Consider the following 17,723-nt stretch of genomic DNA (forward strand, 5'->3'; position numbering starts at 1 on the left):
TGCCCTAAGCGTGGACCCAAGGGTCGAATCGCGAGGCGCGGATGCGGGTGTCATGGGTCATGTTCTGGGTGTTGGCGCTGGCCGTTCGGGCCGCCGCCGCCCCCGAACCGCCGCCGCCCAAAGGGTTTGCCGGCACGCAATATATCGACGGCAGCGGCTGCGTCTTCCTGCGCGAGGGCGGCGATTGGGTGCCGCGAACCGATCGCCAGGGCGTGCCCGTCTGCGGCTTTCCGCCCACGCTGTCGCAGCGCGGGCTGGCGCAGGAAATGCCGGCCCCCGCGCCGCCGCCCACGATCGAGGAGATGCTGTTCGAGAAACTGGCCACCGGCCTGCGCGACGGCGAATTCGCCGCCGATCCCCGGCCCATCGCGGAACGACAGGCCGTCGCCGCCCCGGCGGGGCAAAGCCCGGTCGAGCGGGACCTGCAGGCGCTGGTCTCGGGCCAGGACGCGATGCGCCGGGCGATGTCGGGCGGCCCGGACGATGACCTGTGCCGCCTGCTGGGTTATGAGCCCGATCCCTCGGGGGCGGCGGTTTCCGGCAGGGACGTGACCTTCGGGCTCTGCCCCGGAATGCGTGCAGAGCTTCCCGGCCCGATCATCACCGCCGGGGCGCGCCATGACGCGGTGGCGCTTGCCGCGAATGCGCCGCAGGAACAGCCCGGCCCTGCGGCGGATCGGGAACCGGTCGCTGCGGAAGCCGGGGCGAAACCCGCCGCGACCGGAGGGACGGCGCCATCCCCCGCCAAGCCCGCCGCAGTCACGCGCCCGGCTGTTTCAGCCCCAGCGGCACCCGGCCATCCCGCCACGGCGGTCGAGATGATCCCGGCCTCTGCGCGCCATGTCCAGATCGGCGGTTTCGCGGATGAGGCAGACGCGCTGGCCGTCGCGCGGCAGCTGATCGGGATCGGCTACGAGGTGGGCCTGGCGCGCCGGCAGGATCAGGCGCTGCTGCTGGTCGGTCCGTTCGAGGATCGCGGCACCCTGGTCCGGGCGCTGAACGATCTGCGCGGGCGCGGCCATGACAAGGCGGCGGCGCGATAGGGGCCTTGCCGGTCGCGCCGGCAGCGAAAGGCGCGAAACGAAAAGGGGGCGCAAACGCCCCCGGAAAATTCTTGGCCGTGGCGGCGGGGTCGCGCTCAGGCGGCCTTGCGCGGCGCGGCGGGCGCGAAGTTCAGTGGCGCCTGGTCGCTGTTGTAATAGCCGAACATCTGCTCCAGCGCGGCATCTGCTTCCACGTTGCGGCGCTTCTGGTCGAGGTCGACCGGCTGTTTCTGGTCCTGTGCCATCGTCAGTCTCCGGGGTTGGAGTTGTCCCCTCCCACGGATCCGCAGATAGCGCCGCCCGGCCGCGCTTTCCAGTGCCGCGACGTAGCGTCAGGCTGCGTCGCATTGCCGCTATGCGGAGACGGTCTGGCTCAGCCGGACCATGCGGTGCTTCTTCTTCCCGATCGAGACCTTCAGCCCCTCGCCGATCAGTTCCGCCGTGACCGGCATCTGCGGGTCGCTGACCGGCTCGTTGTTCAGCCGCAACCCGCCCTCGGCGATCAGGCGCTTGGCCTCCTTGCCGCTGGCGGTCAGGCCGGCGCGGGACAGCATCTGCACGACCGACAGCCCCTCGTCCAGCGCCTCGGCGGGCAGCAGCGCGACCTCCAGGTCGCCGCCGACGCCGCCTTCCTCGAAGACCTTGCGCGCGGTCGCCTCGGCGCTGGCGGCGGCCTCGGCGCCGTGCAGCAGCGTCGTCACCTCATTGGCCAGCCGGATCTTGGCCTCGTTGATCTCGGAGCCCTGCAGCGCGCCCAGCCGCTCGCATTCCGCGACCGGAAGCTCGGTATAGAGCTTCAGGAAACGGCCGACATCGGCATCGGTGGTGTTGCGCCAGAACTGCCAGAATTCGTAGGGCGACAGCATCTCGCCGTTCAGCCAGACCGCGCCGCCCGCCGACTTGCCCATCTTGCGCCCGTCCGAGGTGGTCAGCAGCGGCGAGGTCAGCCCCCAGATCACCGCATCGTCCACCCGCCGCGTCAGGTCGATCCCGTTGACGATATTGCCCCACTGGTCCGATCCGCCCATCTGCAGCCGGCAGCCATAGCGGCGATGCAGCTCAAGAAAATCATAGGCTTGCAGGATCATGTAGTTGAATTCCAGGAAGGACAGCGACTGTTCGCGATCCAGCCGGGACTTCACCGATTCGAAGGACAGCATCCGGTTGACGCTGAAATGCCGGCCGATGTCGCGCAGGAATTCCAGGTAGTTCAGCCCGTCCAGCCATTCGGCATTGTTCAGCATCAGCGCGCCATCCGGCCTATAGTCCAGATAGCGTGCGAAGACCTGCCCCATCCCGTCGATATTCGACTGGATCGCGGCCTCGTCCAGCAGCGGCCGCTCCTCGGCGCGGAACGAGGGATCGCCCACCTTGGTCGTGCCGCCGCCCATCAGCGTGATCGGCTTGTGGCCGGTCTTCTGCAGCCAGCGCAGCATCATGATGTTCAGCAGATGCCCCACATGCAGGCTGGCCGCCGTCGCGTCATAGCCGATATAGGCGGTGACCGTTCCCTCCAGCAGCGCCTGGTCCAGCGCCTGATAGTCGGTGCAATCGGCGACATAGCCGCGTTCGATCATCACGCGCAGGAACTCGGACTTGGGCTGGTAGGTCATGGTTGTTTCCTTCTGATCGGGCCGGATATACCGGCTGGGGCAGCAAAGGGGAAGGCGGATGATCCGGGCCTTGGGGATGATGTCGGGCACCTCGCTGGACGGGGTGGACGCGGCGATGGTGGAAACCGACGGCATCCGCATCGGCGCCTTCGGCCGCAGCGCCTTCCGCGCCTATTCCGACAACGAGGCGGCGATGCTGCATGGCGCGCTTGGCGGCTGGCCGCATGATCCGGGCGTGGCCGAGGCCGCCGCGATCTCGGTCGCCGCCCACGCGGCGCTGGCGCGGGACTTCCCCGAGGCGGAGCTGATCGGCTTTCACGGCCAGACCCTGGCGCATGATCCGCAGGGGCGGGGCACGCATCAGGCCGGCGACGGCGCGGCGCTGGCGGACGGGACCGGGCGCCCGGTGGTCTGGGATTTCCGCGCCGAGGATGTCCGGCAGGGCGGCGAGGGCGCGCCGCTGGCGCCCTTCTTCCACTGGGCCTGCGCCGAATGGGCCATGGGGCAGGGGCATCTGCCGGCGGCTCCACTGGCCTTCCTGAACCTCGGCGGCGTGGGCAACATCACCTGGGTCGACCCCGCCGCCCCGGCCCCCGAGGCCGAGGGTGCCTGCCTCGCCTTCGATACCGGCCCGGCCAATGCGCCGATCAACGACCTGATGCGCCAGCGCCGCCGCGCCCTGCGCGACGAGGGCGGGGCGCTGGCCGCCCAGGGCCAGGCCGACCGCGCGGTGATCGCGAATTTCCTGCGCCATCCCTATTTCGAGCGTCCGCCCCCGAAATCGCTGGACCGCGACGCCTTCACCGGGCTGGCCGCGGCGATTCGCGACCTGGCCGACGCCGATGCCGCGGCCACGCTGGTGGCGGCGCTGGCGGAATCGGTGGCGGCCGGGTTCCGCTGGCTGCCCGCGCCCCCGGACCGGGTCCTGGTCTGCGGCGGCGGCCGGCACAACCGCACGATCATGGCGGAACTGGCGCGTCTTCTGCCCTGCGCGGTCCAGCCGGTCGAGGCGGCGGGGCTGGACGGCGACATGCTCGAGGCGCAGGCCTTCGCCTGGCTGGCGGTGCGGGTCCGGCGCGGGCTGCCGACCTCGGCTCCCTCGACCACCGGCGTGCCCCGGCCTGCCTGCGGCGGGCGGATCTCGCATCCGCGTCGCCGGCCGGCCCGATAGATCTCGATAAATTTCCGTGCCGGGGATGTTTTTTGCGCATCCGACTTGACGGGGCGCGGCGGGGTGCGTAAACCCCGCTCACCCCGGCGGGCGATCAGCCGGGAAGGTGAGTGTGCGGTTGTAGCTCAGTTGGTTAGAGTACCGGCCTGTCACGCCGGGGGTCGCGGGTTCGAGCCCCGTCAACCGCGCCACTTGCACCTTTCGCCCGGATATATGCGCGGTTGTAGCTCAGTTGGTTAGAGTACCGGCCTGTCACGCCGGGGGTCGCGGGTTCGAGCCCCGTCAACCGCGCCATTTTTCCTCAAATCTCCGGCAGATAATGGCGACGAAATATGGCATGTTGACTGCCGCCAGTTCGGCCATACCAATATGTCACGACTTTCCTTGCCATGGGGATGTATCTTGCCGGTTACAATGAGGAATGAGGCCGTCTCTTGCGCCGAGGCGGACTGGTCCCGCGAAACGCCGCAGAAGTTCTGGGACCCGGGCCGCAAGCTGATGCGCTGCATCCGCCGCTATCAGGCGCTGGAGGGCAAGGCGGGGGTCGGGGCGCGGATCGCCCGGCGATTCTGGACCCTGTCCCATGAGTTCTGGCGCACGGTCACCCGCTGCGATATCGAGTTGCGCACCGATATCGGGGGCGGGCTGCTGCTGCCCCATCCGAACGGGATCGTCATCCATCCCGACGTGGTGATCGGGCGGGACTGCCTTGTCTTCCAGCAGGTGACCATCGGCGTCGGCCGCCCCAATGGCAGCGGCCGCGAGGTGCCGGTGATCGGAAACCGCGTCAATATCTCGGCGGGGGCGCGGCTGGTGGGGGGATCACCATCGGCGACGGCGCGTTGATCGGGCTGAACGCGGTGGTGCTGCATGACGTGCCGCCCGGCTGCACCGCCGTCGGCGTGCCGGCAAGGATACTTCCCACGGACTACAAGCGAGCGCCGAACTGAATTGGGGCTACTGTTTCCCTCTGTGACCCGCTATCCAGGACCCCCGCCATCCCGTTGGAGGTGGGGCTGATTTATGAGGCGAGGACGGATATGGCCGAGGCAGAGGAACTGATCGCGAAAATGGGGCAGGCCGCGCGCGCGGCGGCCGTCGAGCTGGCGCAGGCCCCGGCCGAGCGGAAGCACGCCGCGCTGATCGGCGCCGCCCATGCCATCCGCGACCAGCTGCCAGAAATCCTGGAGGCGAATGCGAAGGACCTGGAATTCGGGCGCGAGAAGGGCCTGTCGGAGGCGATGATCGACCGGCTGCGGCTGGACGAGGATCGCCTGCGCGGGATCGAGGACGGCTTGCGCGCGGTGGCCGAACAGGACGATCCGGTCGGGCAGGTGATCGCCGAATGGGATCGCCCCAACGGGCTGCATATCCAGCGCGTGCGCACGCCCATCGGGGTGATCGGCGTGATCTATGAAAGCCGGCCCAACGTGACCGCCGATGCCGGCGCCCTGGCGCTGAAATCCGGCAATGCGGTGATCCTGCGCGGCGGCTCGGAAAGCCTGCATTCCAGCCAGGCGATCCATGGCTGCATGGTCCAGGGGCTGCGCCAGGCTGGGCTGCCCGAGGCGGCGATCCAGCTGGTGCCCACCCGCGACCGCGCCGCGGTCAGCGCCATGCTGGCGGCGCAGGGGCTGATCGACGTGATCATCCCGCGAGGCGGCAAGGGGCTGGTCGGGCTGGTCAGCCGCGAGGCGCGGGTGCCGGTCTTCGCGCATCTGGAAGGCGTCTGCCACATCTATGTCGATCGCGACGCTGATCCCGAAATGGCCCGCCGCGTGGTCCTGAACGCCAAGACCCGGCGGACGGGCATCTGCGGGGCGGCGGAATGCCTGCTGATCGACTGGCCCTTCTACACGCAGCACGGCCCCGCGCTGATCGAGGACCTGCTGGCCGCGGGCGTCGAGGTGCGGGCCGAGGGCGAGTTGGCGAAGATCGCCGGCACGGTCAGGGCCGCGCCCGAGGATTTCGGGCGCGAGTTCCTCGACAGCATCATCGCCGTGAAGCTGGTCGACGGCGTGGACGAGGCGATCGGGCATATCCGCCGCTTCGGCAGCCAGCATACGGAAGCGATCCTGACCGCCAATGACGCAACGGCGGCGCGGTTCTTCGCCGGGCTGGACAGCGCGATCCTGATGCGCAACGCCTCGACCCAGTTCGCCGATGGCGGCGAATTCGGCATGGGCGCCGAGATCGGCATCGCCACCGGCAAGCTGCACGCCCGTGGCCCGGTGGGGGCCGAGCAACTGACCAGCTTCAAATACCTGGTGACGGGCGAGGGCGCGATCCGCGCCTGAGCCGGCCCGGCCCGATCGTCGGAAAGGGGGCTGTCCGCCCCCTCTTGGCCTGCGGCCAATTCACCCCGGAGGGTATTTCGGCAACAGAGAAGGGCCGGCCGCGTCAACCGGCCCGTCTTCTTCGTTGGGAAAATACCCTCGGGGGTCTGGGGGCAGACAGCCCCCAGCCTTCGCGGGACGCAATCAGGCGGCGCGCGATTCGCGGATCAGCCGCAGGATGTCGGCGGCGGCCTCGGGGATGTTGGTGCCGGGCCCGAAGATCGCCTTGACGCCCGCCTTGCGCAGGAAGTCGTAATCCTGCTGCGGGATCACGCCGCCGCAGATCACCAGGATGTCCCCGGCGCCCTGGGCCTTCAGCGCCTCGATCAGCTTGGGGGCCAGGGTCTTGTGGCCCGCCGCCTGAGAGCTGATGCCGACCACGTGGACATCGTTGTCCACCGCGTCCTGCGCGGCTTCCTCGGGGGTCTGGAACAGCGGGCCGACATCGACGTCGAAGCCGATATCGGCGAAGGCGGTGGCGATCACCTTGGCGCCGCGGTCATGGCCGTCCTGGCCCATCTTGACCACTAGCATCCGCGGGCGGCGGCCTTCCTGTTCGGCGAAGGCCTCGACGTCGCGCTGGATGCGGGCGAAGCCCTCGTCGCCCTCATAGGCGGCGCCATAGACCCCGGCGAGGGTCTTCACCTCGGCGCGATGGCGGCCGAACACCTTTTCCATGGCCATGCTGATCTCTCCGACGGATGCGCGGGCGCGGGCGGCCTCGACGGCGGCTTCCAGAAGGTTGCCGCCCTGTTCGGCGCGGCGGCTGAGTTCGTCCAATGCCGCCTGGCAGGCGGCCTCATCGCGGCTGCCGCGGATATCGTTCAGGCGCGCGATCTGGGCGTCGCGCACCTTCATGTTGTCGATGTCCAGGATGTCGATCGGGTCTTCCTTGTCCTTGCGGTACTTGTTGACGCCGACGATCACCTCTTCGCCGCGGTCGATCATCGCCTGGCGGCGCGCCGCCGTCTCCTCGATCCGAAGCTTGGGCATCCCGGTGGCGACCGCCTTGGTCATGCCGCCCAGTTCCTCGACCTCCTCGATCAGCGCCCAGGCCTTTTCGGCCAGTTCCGCCGTCAGGTTCTCGATGTAATAGGAACCCGCCAGCGGATCGACGACATGGGTGATGCCGGTTTCCTCCTGCAGGATCAGCTGGGTGTTGCGGGCGATGCGGGCGCTGAACTCGGTCGGCAGCGCGATGGCTTCGTCCAGCGCATTGGTATGCAGCGACTGCGTGCCGCCAAGCGCCGCCGACATCGCCTCGTAGGCGGTGCGGATCACGTTGTTGCAGGGGTCCTGCTCCTGCAAGCTGACGCCCGAGGTCTGGCAATGCGTGCGCAGCATCAGGCTGCCCGGCTTCTTCGGATCGAATTCCGTCATGATCCGGTGCCACAGCAGCCGCGCGGCGCGCAGCTTGGCGATCTCCATGAAGAAATTCATGCCGATGGCGAAGAAGAACGACAGCCGCCCGGCGAACTTGTCCACGTCCATGCCGGCCTTCAGCGCGGCGCGGACATATTCGCGCCCGTCGGCCAGGGTATAGGCCAGCTCCTGGACCAGGTTCGCGCCCGCCTCCTGCATGTGATAGCCCGAGATCGAGATCGAGTTGAACTTCGGCATCTCGTTCGAGGTGTATTCGATGATGTCGGCGATGATCCGCATCGAGGGCTCGGGCGGATAGATATAGGTGTTGCGGACCATGAACTCTTTCAGGATGTCGTTCTGGATCGTGCCCGACAGCACCGCGCGGGAATGGCCCTGTTCCTCGCCGGTGACGATGAAATTGGCCAGGATCGGGATCACCGCGCCGTTCATGGTCATGGACACGGAAACTTTATCCAGCGGGATGCCGTCGAACAGGATCTTCATGTCCTCGACCGAATCGATGGCGACGCCCGCCTTGCCCACGTCGCCGACGACGCGGGGATGGTCGCTGTCATAGCCGCGATGGGTGGCCAGGTCGAAGGCGACCGAGACGCCCTGCTGCCCGGCCGCCAGCGCCTTGCGATAGAAGGCGTTCGATTCCTCGGCGGTGGAGAAGCCCGCATATTGCCGGATCGTCCAGGGGCGGCCCGCATACATGGTCGCGCGCGGGCCGCGGGTGAAGGGCGCCAGCCCCGGCAGGCTGCCCAGGTGGTCCATGCCTTCGCAATCGGCCTCGGTATAGAGCGGCTTGACGGTGATGCCTTCCAGCGTCTGCCAGTCCAGGCTTTCGGGTTCGCGGCCCTTCAGCTCTTTCCTGGCCAGTTCGCGCCATTCCTCCAGCGTCGGTTTCGTCATGATCCGTCCTTTCCCCTTGGCCCGCATGCCCTATATTCAGTCAGAGACGAGGTGCCGATGAAACTTAAATTCGCAATGATTGTCATGGCTCTGGCCGCGATGGGGCCGTCGCGCGACGCGCCGCCGCCCGAACCGCAACCGGCCATCACGCCGCGCGCCGAACGGCCCCGGCCCGCCTCGCCCGAGGAACTTGCGGGGCCTGCGGAAACCGCCGAGACCGAGGCGCCGCAGCTGGAATACGGCGCCGACGAGGTGACGCCGGCCGATTTCCTGTGGCGCGCCCGCCCGGTGGTGGTCTTCGCCGACACGCCCGACGATCCCTCCTTCGTCGAGCAGATGCGGGCTCTGCGCGGCCAGCCCGGCATGTTGCTGGAACGCGACGTGGTGGTGATCGTCGATTCCGACCCGTCGATGGGCAGCATCTGGCGGCGGCAGCTGCATCCGCGCGGCTTTTCGCTGGTGGTGATGGACAAGGACGGGCAGGTCAAGCAGCGCAAGCCGCTGCCCTGGGACGTGCGCGAGATCAGCCGCGCCATCGACCGCTTCCCCTTGCGCCGGCAAGAGATGGGCCGGGCAGGGGTCGTGCCGTGACGATTGAAACATCCGCGCTTCGGCCCTATATTCGGGTCGAAGCCAAGGAGGTTCGGGCATGAGCACCACATCCTACAACCCACCGCCGATCACCGGCCGGACCGGCCCGAAGCCGGGCTATTGACGCCGTCCGGGTCCGCCCGGCCGTCGATATTGGCGCGGATCGCCTCCAGCGCATTGTCTCCCATCTCGATCGCCTCGACCTTCATCGAGATATAGTCGCGATACATGCCCGCCGCCCGTTCCGGGCCGATCTTCGTGACATCCAGCACCCTCAGATCGTCGATCATCGCCGCGATGGCGTTCAACTGGCTGTAATACAGCACGACCGGATCGACCGTGTCGCGCGGCAGCACGTGGATCTCGCCGACGATGGCGCGGAAGATCGCGTCGTTGCGCTCGGTCGGGATGACCGGGAAATAGCCGGGCTCGGTCAGGATGCGCTCCATGATCCGGGCGCCATAGGCGGCGACGTCGTCGCGGCGCAGCACCGCCAGATAGGCCCGGATTTCCGCGAACAGCGCGCGCTGCACGTCGCGCACCCGCTCGGCCCGCAATTCGGCGGCGCGCCGGCGGTTCTGGAAGGCCACGACCCACCAGCCGATCGCCACGAACAGCCCGGCGATGATCGCCTGCTGCGCCTGGGGGCTGACATATGGGTCGAGCGGGGTCATCACTCAGGCGCGCCCCGAAGGACGGATGGCGCGCACAGGCCCGCGGGCCGGGAAGCGATCCCCGGCCCGGATGCCTGCCGCGATGGGGCGCTGCTGCGCGGTCATTCGAACTCCATGATGACGTCGTCGACCTTCAGGCTCTGGCCGGCCTCGGCATTGACCGACCGGACCACGCCCCGGCGTTCGGCGCGCAGGATGTTCTCCATCTTCATCGCCTCGACCGTGGCCAGGGCCTGGCCCTCCTGCACCTCGTCCCCGGCGGCGACATTGATCTTCACCACCAGGCCCGGCATCGGGCAGAGCAGGAATTTCGAGGTGTCGGGCGCCACCTTCTCGGGCATCAGCCGGACCAGTTCGGCGGCGCGCGGGCGGTGGATCTGCACGCGCAGCTCGGCGCCGCGCAGCCGCAGGCGGAAGCCGCCGGTGATCCGGTCGACCTTCATCACCAGGGCCGCACCGTCGACCATCATCCGCGCCAGCGACTGACCCGGCAGCCAGTCGCTTTCGACGCGCAGGTCGCGCCCCTCGACGCTGACGGTCGAGCCGCCCCGGTCGGCGCGGATCGCCACCGGGAATTCGCGCCCGGCGGCGAAGACCACCCAGTTCTCGCCGACATGGCGTTCGTGATTGTCCAGCCGGCCGGTGATGCGGGCACGCCGGATCTCGGCCACGCGATGCATGGCCGCCGCCGCCGCGACGACGCGCTGCAATTCCTGGTCGGGCAGCGCGGCGCCCTGGAAGCCGTCGGGATATTCCTCGGCGATGAAGGCGGTGGTGATGTCGCCGGCGACGAATTTCGGATGATCCATCACCGCCGAGAGGAAGGGCAGGTTGTGACCGATCCCCTCGACCTCGAATTCGTCCAGCGCCACGCGCATCGCATCGACGGCCTGCGCGCGCGAGGGCGCCCAGGTACACAGCTTGGCGATCATCGGGTCGTAGAACATGCTGATCTCGCCGCCCTCGTAGACGCCGGTATCGTTCCTGACGACATGATTGCGGTCCGATACCTCGGCGGGCGGGCGATAGCGGGTCAGCCGGCCGATCGAGGGCAGGAAGTTGCGATAGGGGTCTTCCGCATAGAGGCGGCTTTCCATGGCCCAGCCGTTGATCTTCAGGTCGCCTTGCGCGAAGGGCAGGGGCTCTCCGGCGGCGACGCGGATCATCTGTTCCACCAGGTCGATGCCGGTGATCAGCTCTGTGACGGGATGTTCCACCTGCAGCCGGGTGTTCATCTCCAGGAAATAGAAGTTCCGCTGGCCGTCGACGATGAATTCCACCGTGCCGGCGCTGGTATAGCCCACGGCACGCGCCAGCGCCACGGCCTGTTCGCCCATGGCCTTGCGCGTCGCCTCGTCCAGGAAGGGCGAGGGGGCCTCTTCGATGACCTTCTGGTTGCGGCGCTGGATCGAGCATTCGCGTTCATGCAGATAGACCGCGTTGCCGTGCTTGTCGGCCAGCACCTGGATCTCGATATGGCGCGGTTGCGTCACGAATTTCTCGATGAAGATGCGGTCGTCGCCGAAGCTGCTGGCGGCCTCGTTCTTCGAGGACTGGAAGCCCTCGCGCGCCTCCTCGGCGTTCCAGGCGATGCGCATCCCCTTGCCGCCGCCGCCGGCGGACGCCTTGATCATCACCGGATAGCCGATCTGGTCCGAGATCTTCACTGCCTCATCGGCATCGGCGATCAGGCCCATATAGCCAGGAACGGTCGAGACTCCAGCCTCTTGCGCCAGCTTCTTCGAGGTGATCTTGTCGCCCATCGCCTCGATCGCGGGCGAGGGCGGGCCGATGAAGACCACGCCCTCGCGCTCCAGCGCCTCGGCGAATTTCATGTTCTCGGACAGGAAGCCATAGCCGGGATGGACCGCCTCGGCGCCGGTCTGGCGGATGGCCTCCATCACCTTGTCGATCACGATATAGGACTGGTTCGCCGGGGACGGTCCGATATGGACGGCCTCGTCCGCCATCTGCACATGCAGCGCGTTGCGGTCCGCGTCGGAATAGACCGCGACCGTGGCGATCCCCATCTTGCGGGCGGTCTTGATGACGCGGCAGGCGATCTCGCCCCGATTTGCGATCAGGATCTTCTTGAACATGGGCTATCCTTGGCCGAGAGACATGAAAAAGCCGTCCGCGGGCAAGCGCCCGGGACGGCTGAAGGAAGGACCGCGCGCCCAGGGGGCGCGGACGGTCAGATGCTCATTCGCAGAGCCGGAAGTCGTCGCACAGCGCACCAGCGGCGCCGCCGATGGCTGCGCCCTTGAGAACGTTGTGGCCGCCGACATGGGCCGCGGTCGCGCCGACGCCGGCGCCGATGAGGGCGCGGTCGGTATCGGTCGGGTTGATCCCTTGGGTGCAGCCCGCCACCGCGGTCGCGCCCAGAAGGGCGGTAAGGGCAAGGACTTTGGACATTTTTCTAATCCTGTCGATGGTTCGGTGGGGATGCAACGCGCACCCCACCGGATGGGTTCAGTGGAACCGCAGGGATCAGTAGCGGCGCTGGCAGACGCCGGCGTCGTCACACAGCGCGCCGCCCACGGCGCCGATGGCCGCGCCCGTCGCGACGTTTTCGTCCAGCGCCTTGGCGATGACCGCACCGGCGACGGCGCCGCCAGCGGCACGCTGAGCGTCAGGCGACAGGCCGGTCGCGGTGCCATAGCCCTGATCGCAGGCCGCCAGGCCAGCCAGAAGAAGGGCGCCGCCGGCGATACGGGTGAAAAGCGAAGTCTGCATGTATGTTTGCCTGTATAGGGGGTCCCATGCGGAACCGGTTGTCGATCATCACCGACTATCGCATGGGGATCGGTCGCGTCAAACTGACATGGCTGTGAGAACAACCCCTTAAGCAGCAAACCGCCCATTATCGGTCCTCCGCCTCGTCGTCGCCCAGGTCCCATTCGGCGGCCTCGTCCCAGTCGAAGGCCGCGGCCGCGCCAGAGGCGAAAACTTCGGGGAAGGAGGCCTCGGCGCGGGCCATGTCCACCTGCAGCAGCTGGGCGTAATCGGTCGGGTCCAGCGGCCCGACCGCCACCACCTCGCGGCCGATCAGCCAGGACAGCCGCCCGGCATCCAGGTTGCCGCGCTCGAAAGGCTCGTCGCCGAAATGATGGATCAGGGCCGCCAGGAAGCCCGCATCGGCGCGCCGGTCGGCGGGCTTGCGGTCGCGGAACCGCTCGCGCCGGACCAGCGGCGTGGCGCCCTTCTTGTTGGCGCGGCGGATGATGAACTGATGGTCGGTGCCGGGCAGACGGCCCGGAAATCCTCGATGCTTCAGCAACGGATGCCCCCTTTCGCTGGCGCCTTGCCGGCGCGGATCAGGGGGGCGGGATAGCAGAGCGCGCGGCGGGGCGCGAGTTCCGCGGCAGGCGGCAGGGCAGGGCCCGCAGCCGACAGGCGCGGGCAGCCGGGCTGCCCGCGCGGAATCAGGCAGAAGCCCGGATCAGTACTTGCCCGTGAAGACCGGCTCGGTCGTGACCGGCGCCGGAGCGGTCGGCACATAGACGTCCGCCGCCGGCGGCTGCTGTTGTTGGCAGGCGGCCAGGCCAGCCAGCAGGGCGAGGCCGAGAACGATTTTCTTCGACATGAATTCAAGCTCCTGTAGTTCGGGTGCCGAAGGGCACCACTGCTCGGGTTGATGCCGGCCTCTTGCAGAGCCGGACATCCCATCATAGCGACCCCGCCGGGGCGCAGACAGGCGGCTGCCCGCTCCGCGCGCAGAAGACCGGCGGGCTGTGGCGGCGCTGCATCATTCACGCAGATGTGCGTCGTCATGGCGAAACCCTGCGTTACAGCGGGATATTGTCGTGCTTCTTCCACGGGTTCGCCAGCTTCTTGCCGCGAAGCGAGGCGAAGGCGCGCGCCACCCGCCTGCGGGTCGAGCGGGGTTGGATCACCTCGTCGATGAAGCCTTTCTCGGCGGCGACGAAGGGATTGGCGAAGCGGTCCTCGTAATCCCTGGTGCGCGCCGCGATCTTGTCCTGATCGCCCAATTCGCTGCGATAGAGGATCTCGACCGCGCCCTTGGCGCCCATCACCGCGATCTCGGCCGTGGGCCAGGCATAGTTGAAATCGCCGCGCAGATGCTTGGAGGCCATGACGTCATAGGCGCCGCCGTAGGCCTTGCGGGTGATGACCGTGACCTTCGGCACCGTCGCCTCGCCATAGGCGAAGAGCAGCTTTGCCCCGTGCTTGATGACGCCGCCATATTCCTGGCCGGTGCCCGGCAGGAAGCCCGGCACGTCGACGAAGGTCAGGATCGGGATCTCGAAGGCGTCGCAGAAGCGCACGAAACGCGCCGCCTTGCGCGAGCTGTCGATGTCCAGGCAGCCCGCCAGCACCATCGGCTGGTTGGCGACGACGCCGACCGTCTGGCCCTCGATGCGGATGAAGCCGACGATGATATTGCCGGCGAAATCCTTCTGGATCTCGCAGAAATCGCCTTCGTCCGCAACCTTCTGGATCAGCTCCTTCATGTCATAGGGCTGGTTCGGGTTGTCGGGGATCAGCGTGTCCAGGCTGGGCTCGATCCGCGCCGGGTCATCGAAGAACGGCCGGGTAGGGGCCTTTTCACGATTGTTCAGCGGCAGGAAATCGAACAGCCGCCGGATCTCGGTCAGCGCCTCGACATCGTTTTCGAAGGCGCCGTCCGCGACCGAGCTTTTCTTCGTATGGGTCGAGGCGCCGCCCAGTTCCTCGGCGGTGACCACCTCGTTGGTGACGGTCTTGACCACGTCGGGGCCGGTCACGAACATGTAGGAGGTGTCCTTCACCATGAAGATGAAGTCGGTCATCGCCGGGCTGTAGACCGCGCCGCCCGCGCAGGGACCCATGATGACGGAAATCTGCGGCACCACGCCCGAGGCCATGATGTTGCGCTGGAACACGTCCGCGTAACCGGCCAGCGAGGCGACGCCCTCCTGGATGCGCGCACCGCCGGAATCGTTCAGCCCGATCACCGGGGCGCCGTTCTGCATCGCCATGTCCATGATCTTGCAGATCTTCTGGGCATGGGTTTCCGACAGCGAGCCGCCGAAGACGGTGAAGTCCTGCGAAAAGACATAGACCATGCGGCCGTTGATCGTGCCCCAGCCGGTGACGACGCCGTCGCCATAGGGCCGGTCCGCCTCCATCCCGAAATCGGTCGAGCGATGGGCGACGAACATGTCGAATTCCTCGAAGCTGTCCTCGTCCAGCAGCAGTTCGATCCGTTCGCGCGCGGTCAGCTTGCCGCGGGCGTGCTGGGCATCGATGCGCCGCTGGCCGCCCCCAAGGCGCGCCTGCGCCCGGCGATGTTCGAGTTCCTGAAGAATGTCCTTCATGGCTGGCCTCCCGCTGAATTTGCGGCAAGCTAAACCCTGGAGGGGCGTCAGGGAAGCGGAATGCGGAAAATTTGCAAACGATCTCGCCAAATCGAGATGCAAATTGCAAAACCTGCAAGGGGATGTGCCTTACGCTGCATAATCCGTATTATGGAACTAAAATCCGTTATGCGCCTGCCCGGATAGCCTGGAACTGCGACCATTTCACTGCTTGCCCAGGATGGCGCGATCCGGGAAAGTCGGGCTTGGGAACGCGAGGAGAAGACCCACATGGCTGTGACACCACCGGTCTGTGACTTCGGTGCGCCCTGGCACGATTTCACGCTGCCGGGAACCGACGGACGACATTACCGGCTTGCCGATGTCGCCGGAGAGAATGGCACCCTGGTCATGTTCATCTGCAATCATTGCCCCTATGTGCAGTCGATCATCGACAGGATCGTCCGCGACGCGACGGACTTGCAGGAACTGGGCGTCGGGGTCGTGGCGATCTCGGCCAACGATGCCGAGGAATACCCGCAGGACGGGCCCGAGGCGATGAAGCGCGAGGCGGCGCGGCATGGCTTCACCTTTCCCTATCTTCATGACGAAACCCAGGAGGTCGCGCGGGCCTATGGTGCCGAATGCACCCCGGATTTCTTCGGATACAACGCCCAGGGCAAGCTGCAATATCGCGGCCGGCTGGACAGTTCGGCCCGCAGCGCCGGTCCCGCCGATGCCCGGCGAGAGCTTTTCGAGGCGATGAAGCAGATCGCCGAAACCGGGCAAGGCCCGCAAGAGCAGACGCCGTCGATGGGCTGCTCGATCAAATGGAAGGTGACGGAATGACGGTCTGCATGGCCCCTTGCCCGGTTGTTTTCGATCTGGACGGCACGCTGATCGACAGCGCGCCCGACATTCATGCCTGCGTCAATGCGGTGCTGCGCGAACATGACTTTCCGCTGCTCAGCTTGCAGCAGGTCCGCAGCTTCATCGGCGGAGGCGTTGATATCCTTTGGCAAAAGATCATCAGGACGCTGGGGCTGTCGCCGGACCTCCTCCGCGACCTGGTCGCCGCCTTCATGGCGCGCTATCACGCCGCCACCGCGCTGACGCGGCTGTTTCCCGGCGTGCAGGACGCGCTTGGCATCCTGGCGGATCGCGGCCATCCGCTGGGGATCTGCACCAACAAGCCGCTGGGGCCGACCCAGGCGATCCTGGATCATTTCGGCATCCGTACGCTGTTCGCCGCGATCATCGGCGGCGATTCACTGCCCGAGAAGAAGCCCGATCCGGCGCCGCTTCGCGCGGCCTTCCATGCGCTTGGCGCGGATCCGGCGGCGCCGCGCGGGATCTATGTCGGCGACAGCGAATTCGACGCCAGCTGCGCGGCGGCGGTGCCGGTGCCCTTCCTGATCTACAGCCGCGGCTATCGCCAGACGCCGCTGGAAAACCTGCATTGGCGGGCGCAATTCGACGATTTCACCGCCCTGCCCGCCCTGGTCGAGACCGAGGCGCTGGCATGACGGCGGCGCTGATCTGGGACGTGGACGGGACGCTTTCGGAAACCGAGGAGACGCATCGCGCCGCCTTCAACGCCGCCTTCGCCGAGGTCGGCCTGGACTGGCACTGGGACCGGGCGATCTATCGCCGGCTGCTGCATGTGACCGGCGGGAAAGAGCGGATCGGCGCCTATGCGGCCGAGACCGGCACGGTCCTGGACGGCGATGCCATATCCCATATTCACCTTGACAAGACAAGGCGTTATGGCAAAATGGTCGAAGCCGGGCAAGCGCCGCTGCGCCCCGGCGTCGCGCCCTTGATCGAGGCCGCGCGGCGGGCCGGGCTGCGCCAGGCCATCGCCACCACGACCAGCCGCCCGAATGTCGATGCGCTGATCGCCGCCAGCCTGGGGCGCCCCGCCTCCGAGGTCTTCGACGTCATCGCCGCGGGCGACGAGGTGGCGGCGAAGAAGCCTGCCCCCGATGTCTATCTGCTGGCGCTGGAACGGCTTGGACTGCCCGCCGGGGACTGCATCGCGCTGGAGGACAGCCTGCCGGGCCTGGCCGCGGCCAGGGCTGCCGGGCTGCGGGTCCTGGTCACGCCCTCGGCCTATACCGATGACGGCGATTTCGGCATGGCCGATTGGGTGCTGGACGATCTGACCGGCCCGTTGCCGCCGCCCCTGGCCGGGATATTGGCGCGCGCTTGACAAGCGGGGCCGAATGGCCGCAATCCGGCAGGGAAACCGCAACGCCCCGAAAGGCCCGTCATGGATCTGCGCCAGCTTACCCCCGATCTTGCCGTTTCCGCCCAGATCCTGCCCGAGGATGTGGCGCGCTTGGCCGAGGCAGGCTTCAAGGTCCTGGTGAACAACCGTCCCGACGAAGAGATCACGCCCGAGATCGACCACCAGGCGATGGCCGAGGCCGCGAAGGCCGCGGGCATGGAATACCATTACCTGCCCTTCACGCCGGGCCAGGTCACGCCGGAACTGATCTCGGGCTTCGGCGCGGCGATCGGCGGGCAGAAGCCGGTCTTCGCCTATTGCCGCTCGGGCAATCGCAGCACGGTGCTGTGGGCGCTGACCCAGGCAGGCAGGCTCTCCGAGGCCGAGATCATCGAGACCGCGGCCAAGGCCGGATACGACCTGTCGGGGGTGCGGCCGCTGATCGCCTCGCTAGCCAGCCGGGCGGGCTGAGCGCCCTGCCCTTT

19 protein-coding genes and 2 tRNA genes are annotated in these 17,723 nt (G+C 67.6%); 11 read left to right on the top strand and 10 right to left on the bottom strand.

The genetic code is table 11. From position 1 onward, the window contains the following. Positions 1–41 precede the first annotated feature (41 nt). Entirely contained in the window at positions 42–1,043 is a 1,002-nt protein-coding gene (locus C9E82_RS16105) for an SPOR domain-containing protein (RefSeq protein WP_119898522.1), read from the top strand. Positions 1,044–1,138: 95 nt separating this feature from the next. Here C9E82_RS16105 and C9E82_RS24565 read toward each other — a convergent pair whose 3' ends face one another. Together C9E82_RS24565 and tyrS are read right to left on the bottom strand one after the other, a co-directional pair. Then, entirely contained in the window at positions 1,139–1,288 is a 150-nt protein-coding gene (locus C9E82_RS24565; RefSeq protein ID WP_170162092.1) for a hypothetical protein, read from the bottom strand. Positions 1,289–1,396: 108 nt separating this feature from the next. Further along, positions 1,397–2,656 (bottom strand): tyrosine--tRNA ligase, encoded by a 1,260-nt coding sequence (gene tyrS / locus C9E82_RS16110; protein WP_119898523.1) that lies wholly within the window; start codon positions 2,654–2,656, stop codon positions 1,397–1,399. A gap of 58 nt (positions 2,657–2,714) precedes the next feature. Here tyrS and C9E82_RS16115 point away from each other — a divergent pair, with 58 nt between their 5' ends. The 5 genes from C9E82_RS16115 (at position 2,715) to C9E82_RS16135 (ending at position 6,124) form a co-directional block, all read left to right on the top strand. Then, complete coding sequence (locus tag C9E82_RS16115; protein WP_119898524.1) at positions 2,715–3,827, top strand: anhydro-N-acetylmuramic acid kinase; 1,113 nt, start codon at positions 2,715–2,717, stop codon at positions 3,825–3,827. A gap of 114 nt (positions 3,828–3,941) precedes the next feature. Further along, a tRNA-Asp gene (locus C9E82_RS16120) sits at positions 3,942–4,018 on the top strand. Positions 4,019–4,044: 26 nt separating this feature from the next. Then, positions 4,045–4,121: transfer RNA gene (locus tag C9E82_RS16125), tRNA-Asp, on the top strand. Positions 4,122–4,241: 120 nt separating this feature from the next. Further along, positions 4,242–4,673, top strand: coding sequence for an LbetaH domain-containing protein (locus C9E82_RS16130; RefSeq protein ID WP_240643564.1), 432 nt, complete (start codon positions 4,242–4,244; stop codon positions 4,671–4,673). A gap of 194 nt (positions 4,674–4,867) precedes the next feature. Next, positions 4,868–6,124 carry a glutamate-5-semialdehyde dehydrogenase gene (locus C9E82_RS16135; RefSeq protein ID WP_119898545.1) on the top strand — a complete coding sequence of 419 codons (1,257 nt, stop codon included), beginning with the start codon at positions 4,868–4,870 and terminating at the stop codon, positions 6,122–6,124. A gap of 183 nt (positions 6,125–6,307) precedes the next feature. Here the strand turns inward: C9E82_RS16135 and scpA are convergent, their stop codons facing one another. Continuing rightward, on the bottom strand, positions 6,308–8,443 hold the full coding sequence (scpA, locus tag C9E82_RS16140) for a methylmalonyl-CoA mutase (RefSeq protein WP_119898525.1): 2,136 nt from the start codon (positions 8,441–8,443) through the stop codon (positions 6,308–6,310). Between the two features lie 57 nt (positions 8,444–8,500). Between scpA and C9E82_RS16145 the strand changes: the two genes are divergently transcribed. Beyond that, a complete protein-coding gene (locus C9E82_RS16145; protein ID WP_119898526.1) occupies positions 8,501–9,034 on the top strand; it encodes a DUF4174 domain-containing protein in 534 nt (177 codons plus the stop codon). Between the two features lie 89 nt (positions 9,035–9,123). On the opposite strand, the gene C9E82_RS16150 is transcribed toward C9E82_RS16145, so the two are convergent. From C9E82_RS16150 to C9E82_RS16175, 7 genes are all read right to left on the bottom strand, one after another. Beyond that, positions 9,124–9,708: a hypothetical protein gene (locus C9E82_RS16150; protein ID WP_119898527.1), complete on the bottom strand. Its 585-nt coding sequence runs from the start codon at positions 9,706–9,708 to the stop codon at positions 9,124–9,126. A 101-nt stretch (positions 9,709–9,809) separates the two neighbouring features. Beyond that, complete coding sequence (locus tag C9E82_RS16155; protein WP_119898528.1) at positions 9,810–11,807, bottom strand: acetyl-CoA carboxylase biotin carboxylase subunit; 1,998 nt, start codon at positions 11,805–11,807, stop codon at positions 9,810–9,812. 103 nt (positions 11,808–11,910) lie between these two features. Continuing rightward, on the bottom strand, positions 11,911–12,123 hold the full coding sequence (locus tag C9E82_RS16160) for a hypothetical protein (RefSeq protein WP_119898529.1): 213 nt from the start codon (positions 12,121–12,123) through the stop codon (positions 11,911–11,913). Positions 12,124–12,198: 75 nt separating this feature from the next. After that, positions 12,199–12,444 (bottom strand): hypothetical protein, encoded by a 246-nt coding sequence (locus C9E82_RS16165; protein WP_119898530.1) that lies wholly within the window; start codon positions 12,442–12,444, stop codon positions 12,199–12,201. Between the two features lie 127 nt (positions 12,445–12,571). Then, positions 12,572–12,988: a hypothetical protein gene (locus C9E82_RS16170; protein WP_119898531.1), complete on the bottom strand. Its 417-nt coding sequence runs from the start codon at positions 12,986–12,988 to the stop codon at positions 12,572–12,574. 162 nt (positions 12,989–13,150) lie between these two features. Then, on the bottom strand, positions 13,151–13,294 hold the full coding sequence (locus C9E82_RS24570; RefSeq protein WP_170162093.1) for a hypothetical protein: 144 nt from the start codon (positions 13,292–13,294) through the stop codon (positions 13,151–13,153). A 202-nt stretch (positions 13,295–13,496) separates the two neighbouring features. Next, the gene (locus C9E82_RS16175) at positions 13,497–15,029 is read right to left on the bottom strand and encodes an acyl-CoA carboxylase subunit beta (RefSeq protein ID WP_119898532.1); all 1,533 of its coding nucleotides are present in this window, start codon (positions 15,027–15,029) and stop codon (positions 13,497–13,499) included. 270 nt (positions 15,030–15,299) lie between these two features. On the opposite strand from C9E82_RS16175, the gene C9E82_RS16180 reads away from it, so the two are divergent. From C9E82_RS16180 to C9E82_RS16195, 4 genes are read left to right on the top strand one after another with little or no spacing between them, the layout of a single operon-like run. After that, on the top strand, positions 15,300–15,857 hold the full coding sequence (locus C9E82_RS16180) for a thioredoxin family protein (RefSeq protein WP_119898533.1): 558 nt from the start codon (positions 15,300–15,302) through the stop codon (positions 15,855–15,857). Continuing rightward, positions 15,854–16,534: a phosphoglycolate phosphatase gene (gene gph / locus C9E82_RS16185; RefSeq protein WP_119898534.1), complete on the top strand. Its 681-nt coding sequence runs from the start codon at positions 15,854–15,856 to the stop codon at positions 16,532–16,534. Before C9E82_RS16180 ends, gph begins: the two co-directional genes overlap by 4 nt. Continuing rightward, positions 16,531–17,220 carry an HAD-IA family hydrolase gene (locus tag C9E82_RS16190; RefSeq protein WP_119898535.1) on the top strand — a complete coding sequence of 230 codons (690 nt, stop codon included), beginning with the start codon at positions 16,531–16,533 and terminating at the stop codon, positions 17,218–17,220. The genes gph and C9E82_RS16190 overlap by 4 nt, the downstream gene beginning before the upstream one ends. 60 nt (positions 17,221–17,280) lie before the next feature. After that, positions 17,281–17,709 (top strand): protein tyrosine phosphatase family protein, encoded by a 429-nt coding sequence (locus C9E82_RS16195; RefSeq protein ID WP_119898536.1) that lies wholly within the window; start codon positions 17,281–17,283, stop codon positions 17,707–17,709. Positions 17,710–17,723: the final 14 nt, after the last annotated feature.

Source organism: Paracoccus sigandri (genome assembly GCF_003709565.1).
Classification (GTDB): domain Bacteria; phylum Pseudomonadota; class Alphaproteobacteria; order Rhodobacterales; family Rhodobacteraceae; genus Paracoccus; species Paracoccus siganidrum.

Excerpts from the sequence above, each read along its gene's own strand:
- C9E82_RS24570 (WP_170162093.1), bottom strand. The coding sequence starts at position 13,294 with ATGTCGAAGAAAATCGTTCTCGGCCTCGCCCTGCTGGCTGGCCTGGCC.
- C9E82_RS16165 (WP_119898530.1), bottom strand. The coding sequence starts at position 12,444 with ATGCAGACTTCGCTTTTCACCCGTATCGCCGGCGGCGCCCTTCTTCTG.
- C9E82_RS16135 (WP_119898545.1), top strand. The coding sequence starts at position 4,868 with ATGGCCGAGGCAGAGGAACTGATCGCGAAAATGGGGCAGGCCGCGCGC.
- C9E82_RS16105 (WP_119898522.1), top strand. The coding sequence starts at position 42 with ATGCGGGTGTCATGGGTCATGTTCTGGGTGTTGGCGCTGGCCGTTCGG.
- C9E82_RS16155 (WP_119898528.1), bottom strand. The coding sequence starts at position 11,807 with ATGTTCAAGAAGATCCTGATCGCAAATCGGGGCGAGATCGCCTGCCGC.
- C9E82_RS16180 (WP_119898533.1), top strand. The coding sequence starts at position 15,300 with ATGGCTGTGACACCACCGGTCTGTGACTTCGGTGCGCCCTGGCACGAT.
- gph (WP_119898534.1), top strand. The coding sequence starts at position 15,854 with ATGACGGTCTGCATGGCCCCTTGCCCGGTTGTTTTCGATCTGGACGGC.
- C9E82_RS24565 (WP_170162092.1), bottom strand. The coding sequence starts at position 1,288 with ATGGCACAGGACCAGAAACAGCCGGTCGACCTCGACCAGAAGCGCCGC.
- C9E82_RS16130 (WP_240643564.1), top strand. The coding sequence starts at position 4,242 with ATGAGGAATGAGGCCGTCTCTTGCGCCGAGGCGGACTGGTCCCGCGAA.
- C9E82_RS16160 (WP_119898529.1), bottom strand. The coding sequence starts at position 12,123 with ATGTCCAAAGTCCTTGCCCTTACCGCCCTTCTGGGCGCGACCGCGGTG.
- C9E82_RS16175 (WP_119898532.1), bottom strand. The coding sequence starts at position 15,029 with ATGAAGGACATTCTTCAGGAACTCGAACATCGCCGGGCGCAGGCGCGC.
- C9E82_RS16115 (WP_119898524.1), top strand. The coding sequence starts at position 2,715 with ATGATCCGGGCCTTGGGGATGATGTCGGGCACCTCGCTGGACGGGGTG.
- C9E82_RS16145 (WP_119898526.1), top strand. The coding sequence starts at position 8,501 with ATGAAACTTAAATTCGCAATGATTGTCATGGCTCTGGCCGCGATGGGG.
- C9E82_RS16150 (WP_119898527.1), bottom strand. The coding sequence starts at position 9,708 with ATGACCCCGCTCGACCCATATGTCAGCCCCCAGGCGCAGCAGGCGATC.
- scpA (WP_119898525.1), bottom strand. The coding sequence starts at position 8,443 with ATGACGAAACCGACGCTGGAGGAATGGCGCGAACTGGCCAGGAAAGAG.
- C9E82_RS16195 (WP_119898536.1), top strand. The coding sequence starts at position 17,281 with ATGGATCTGCGCCAGCTTACCCCCGATCTTGCCGTTTCCGCCCAGATC.
- C9E82_RS16190 (WP_119898535.1), top strand. The coding sequence starts at position 16,531 with ATGACGGCGGCGCTGATCTGGGACGTGGACGGGACGCTTTCGGAAACC.
- tyrS (WP_119898523.1), bottom strand. The coding sequence starts at position 2,656 with ATGACCTACCAGCCCAAGTCCGAGTTCCTGCGCGTGATGATCGAACGC.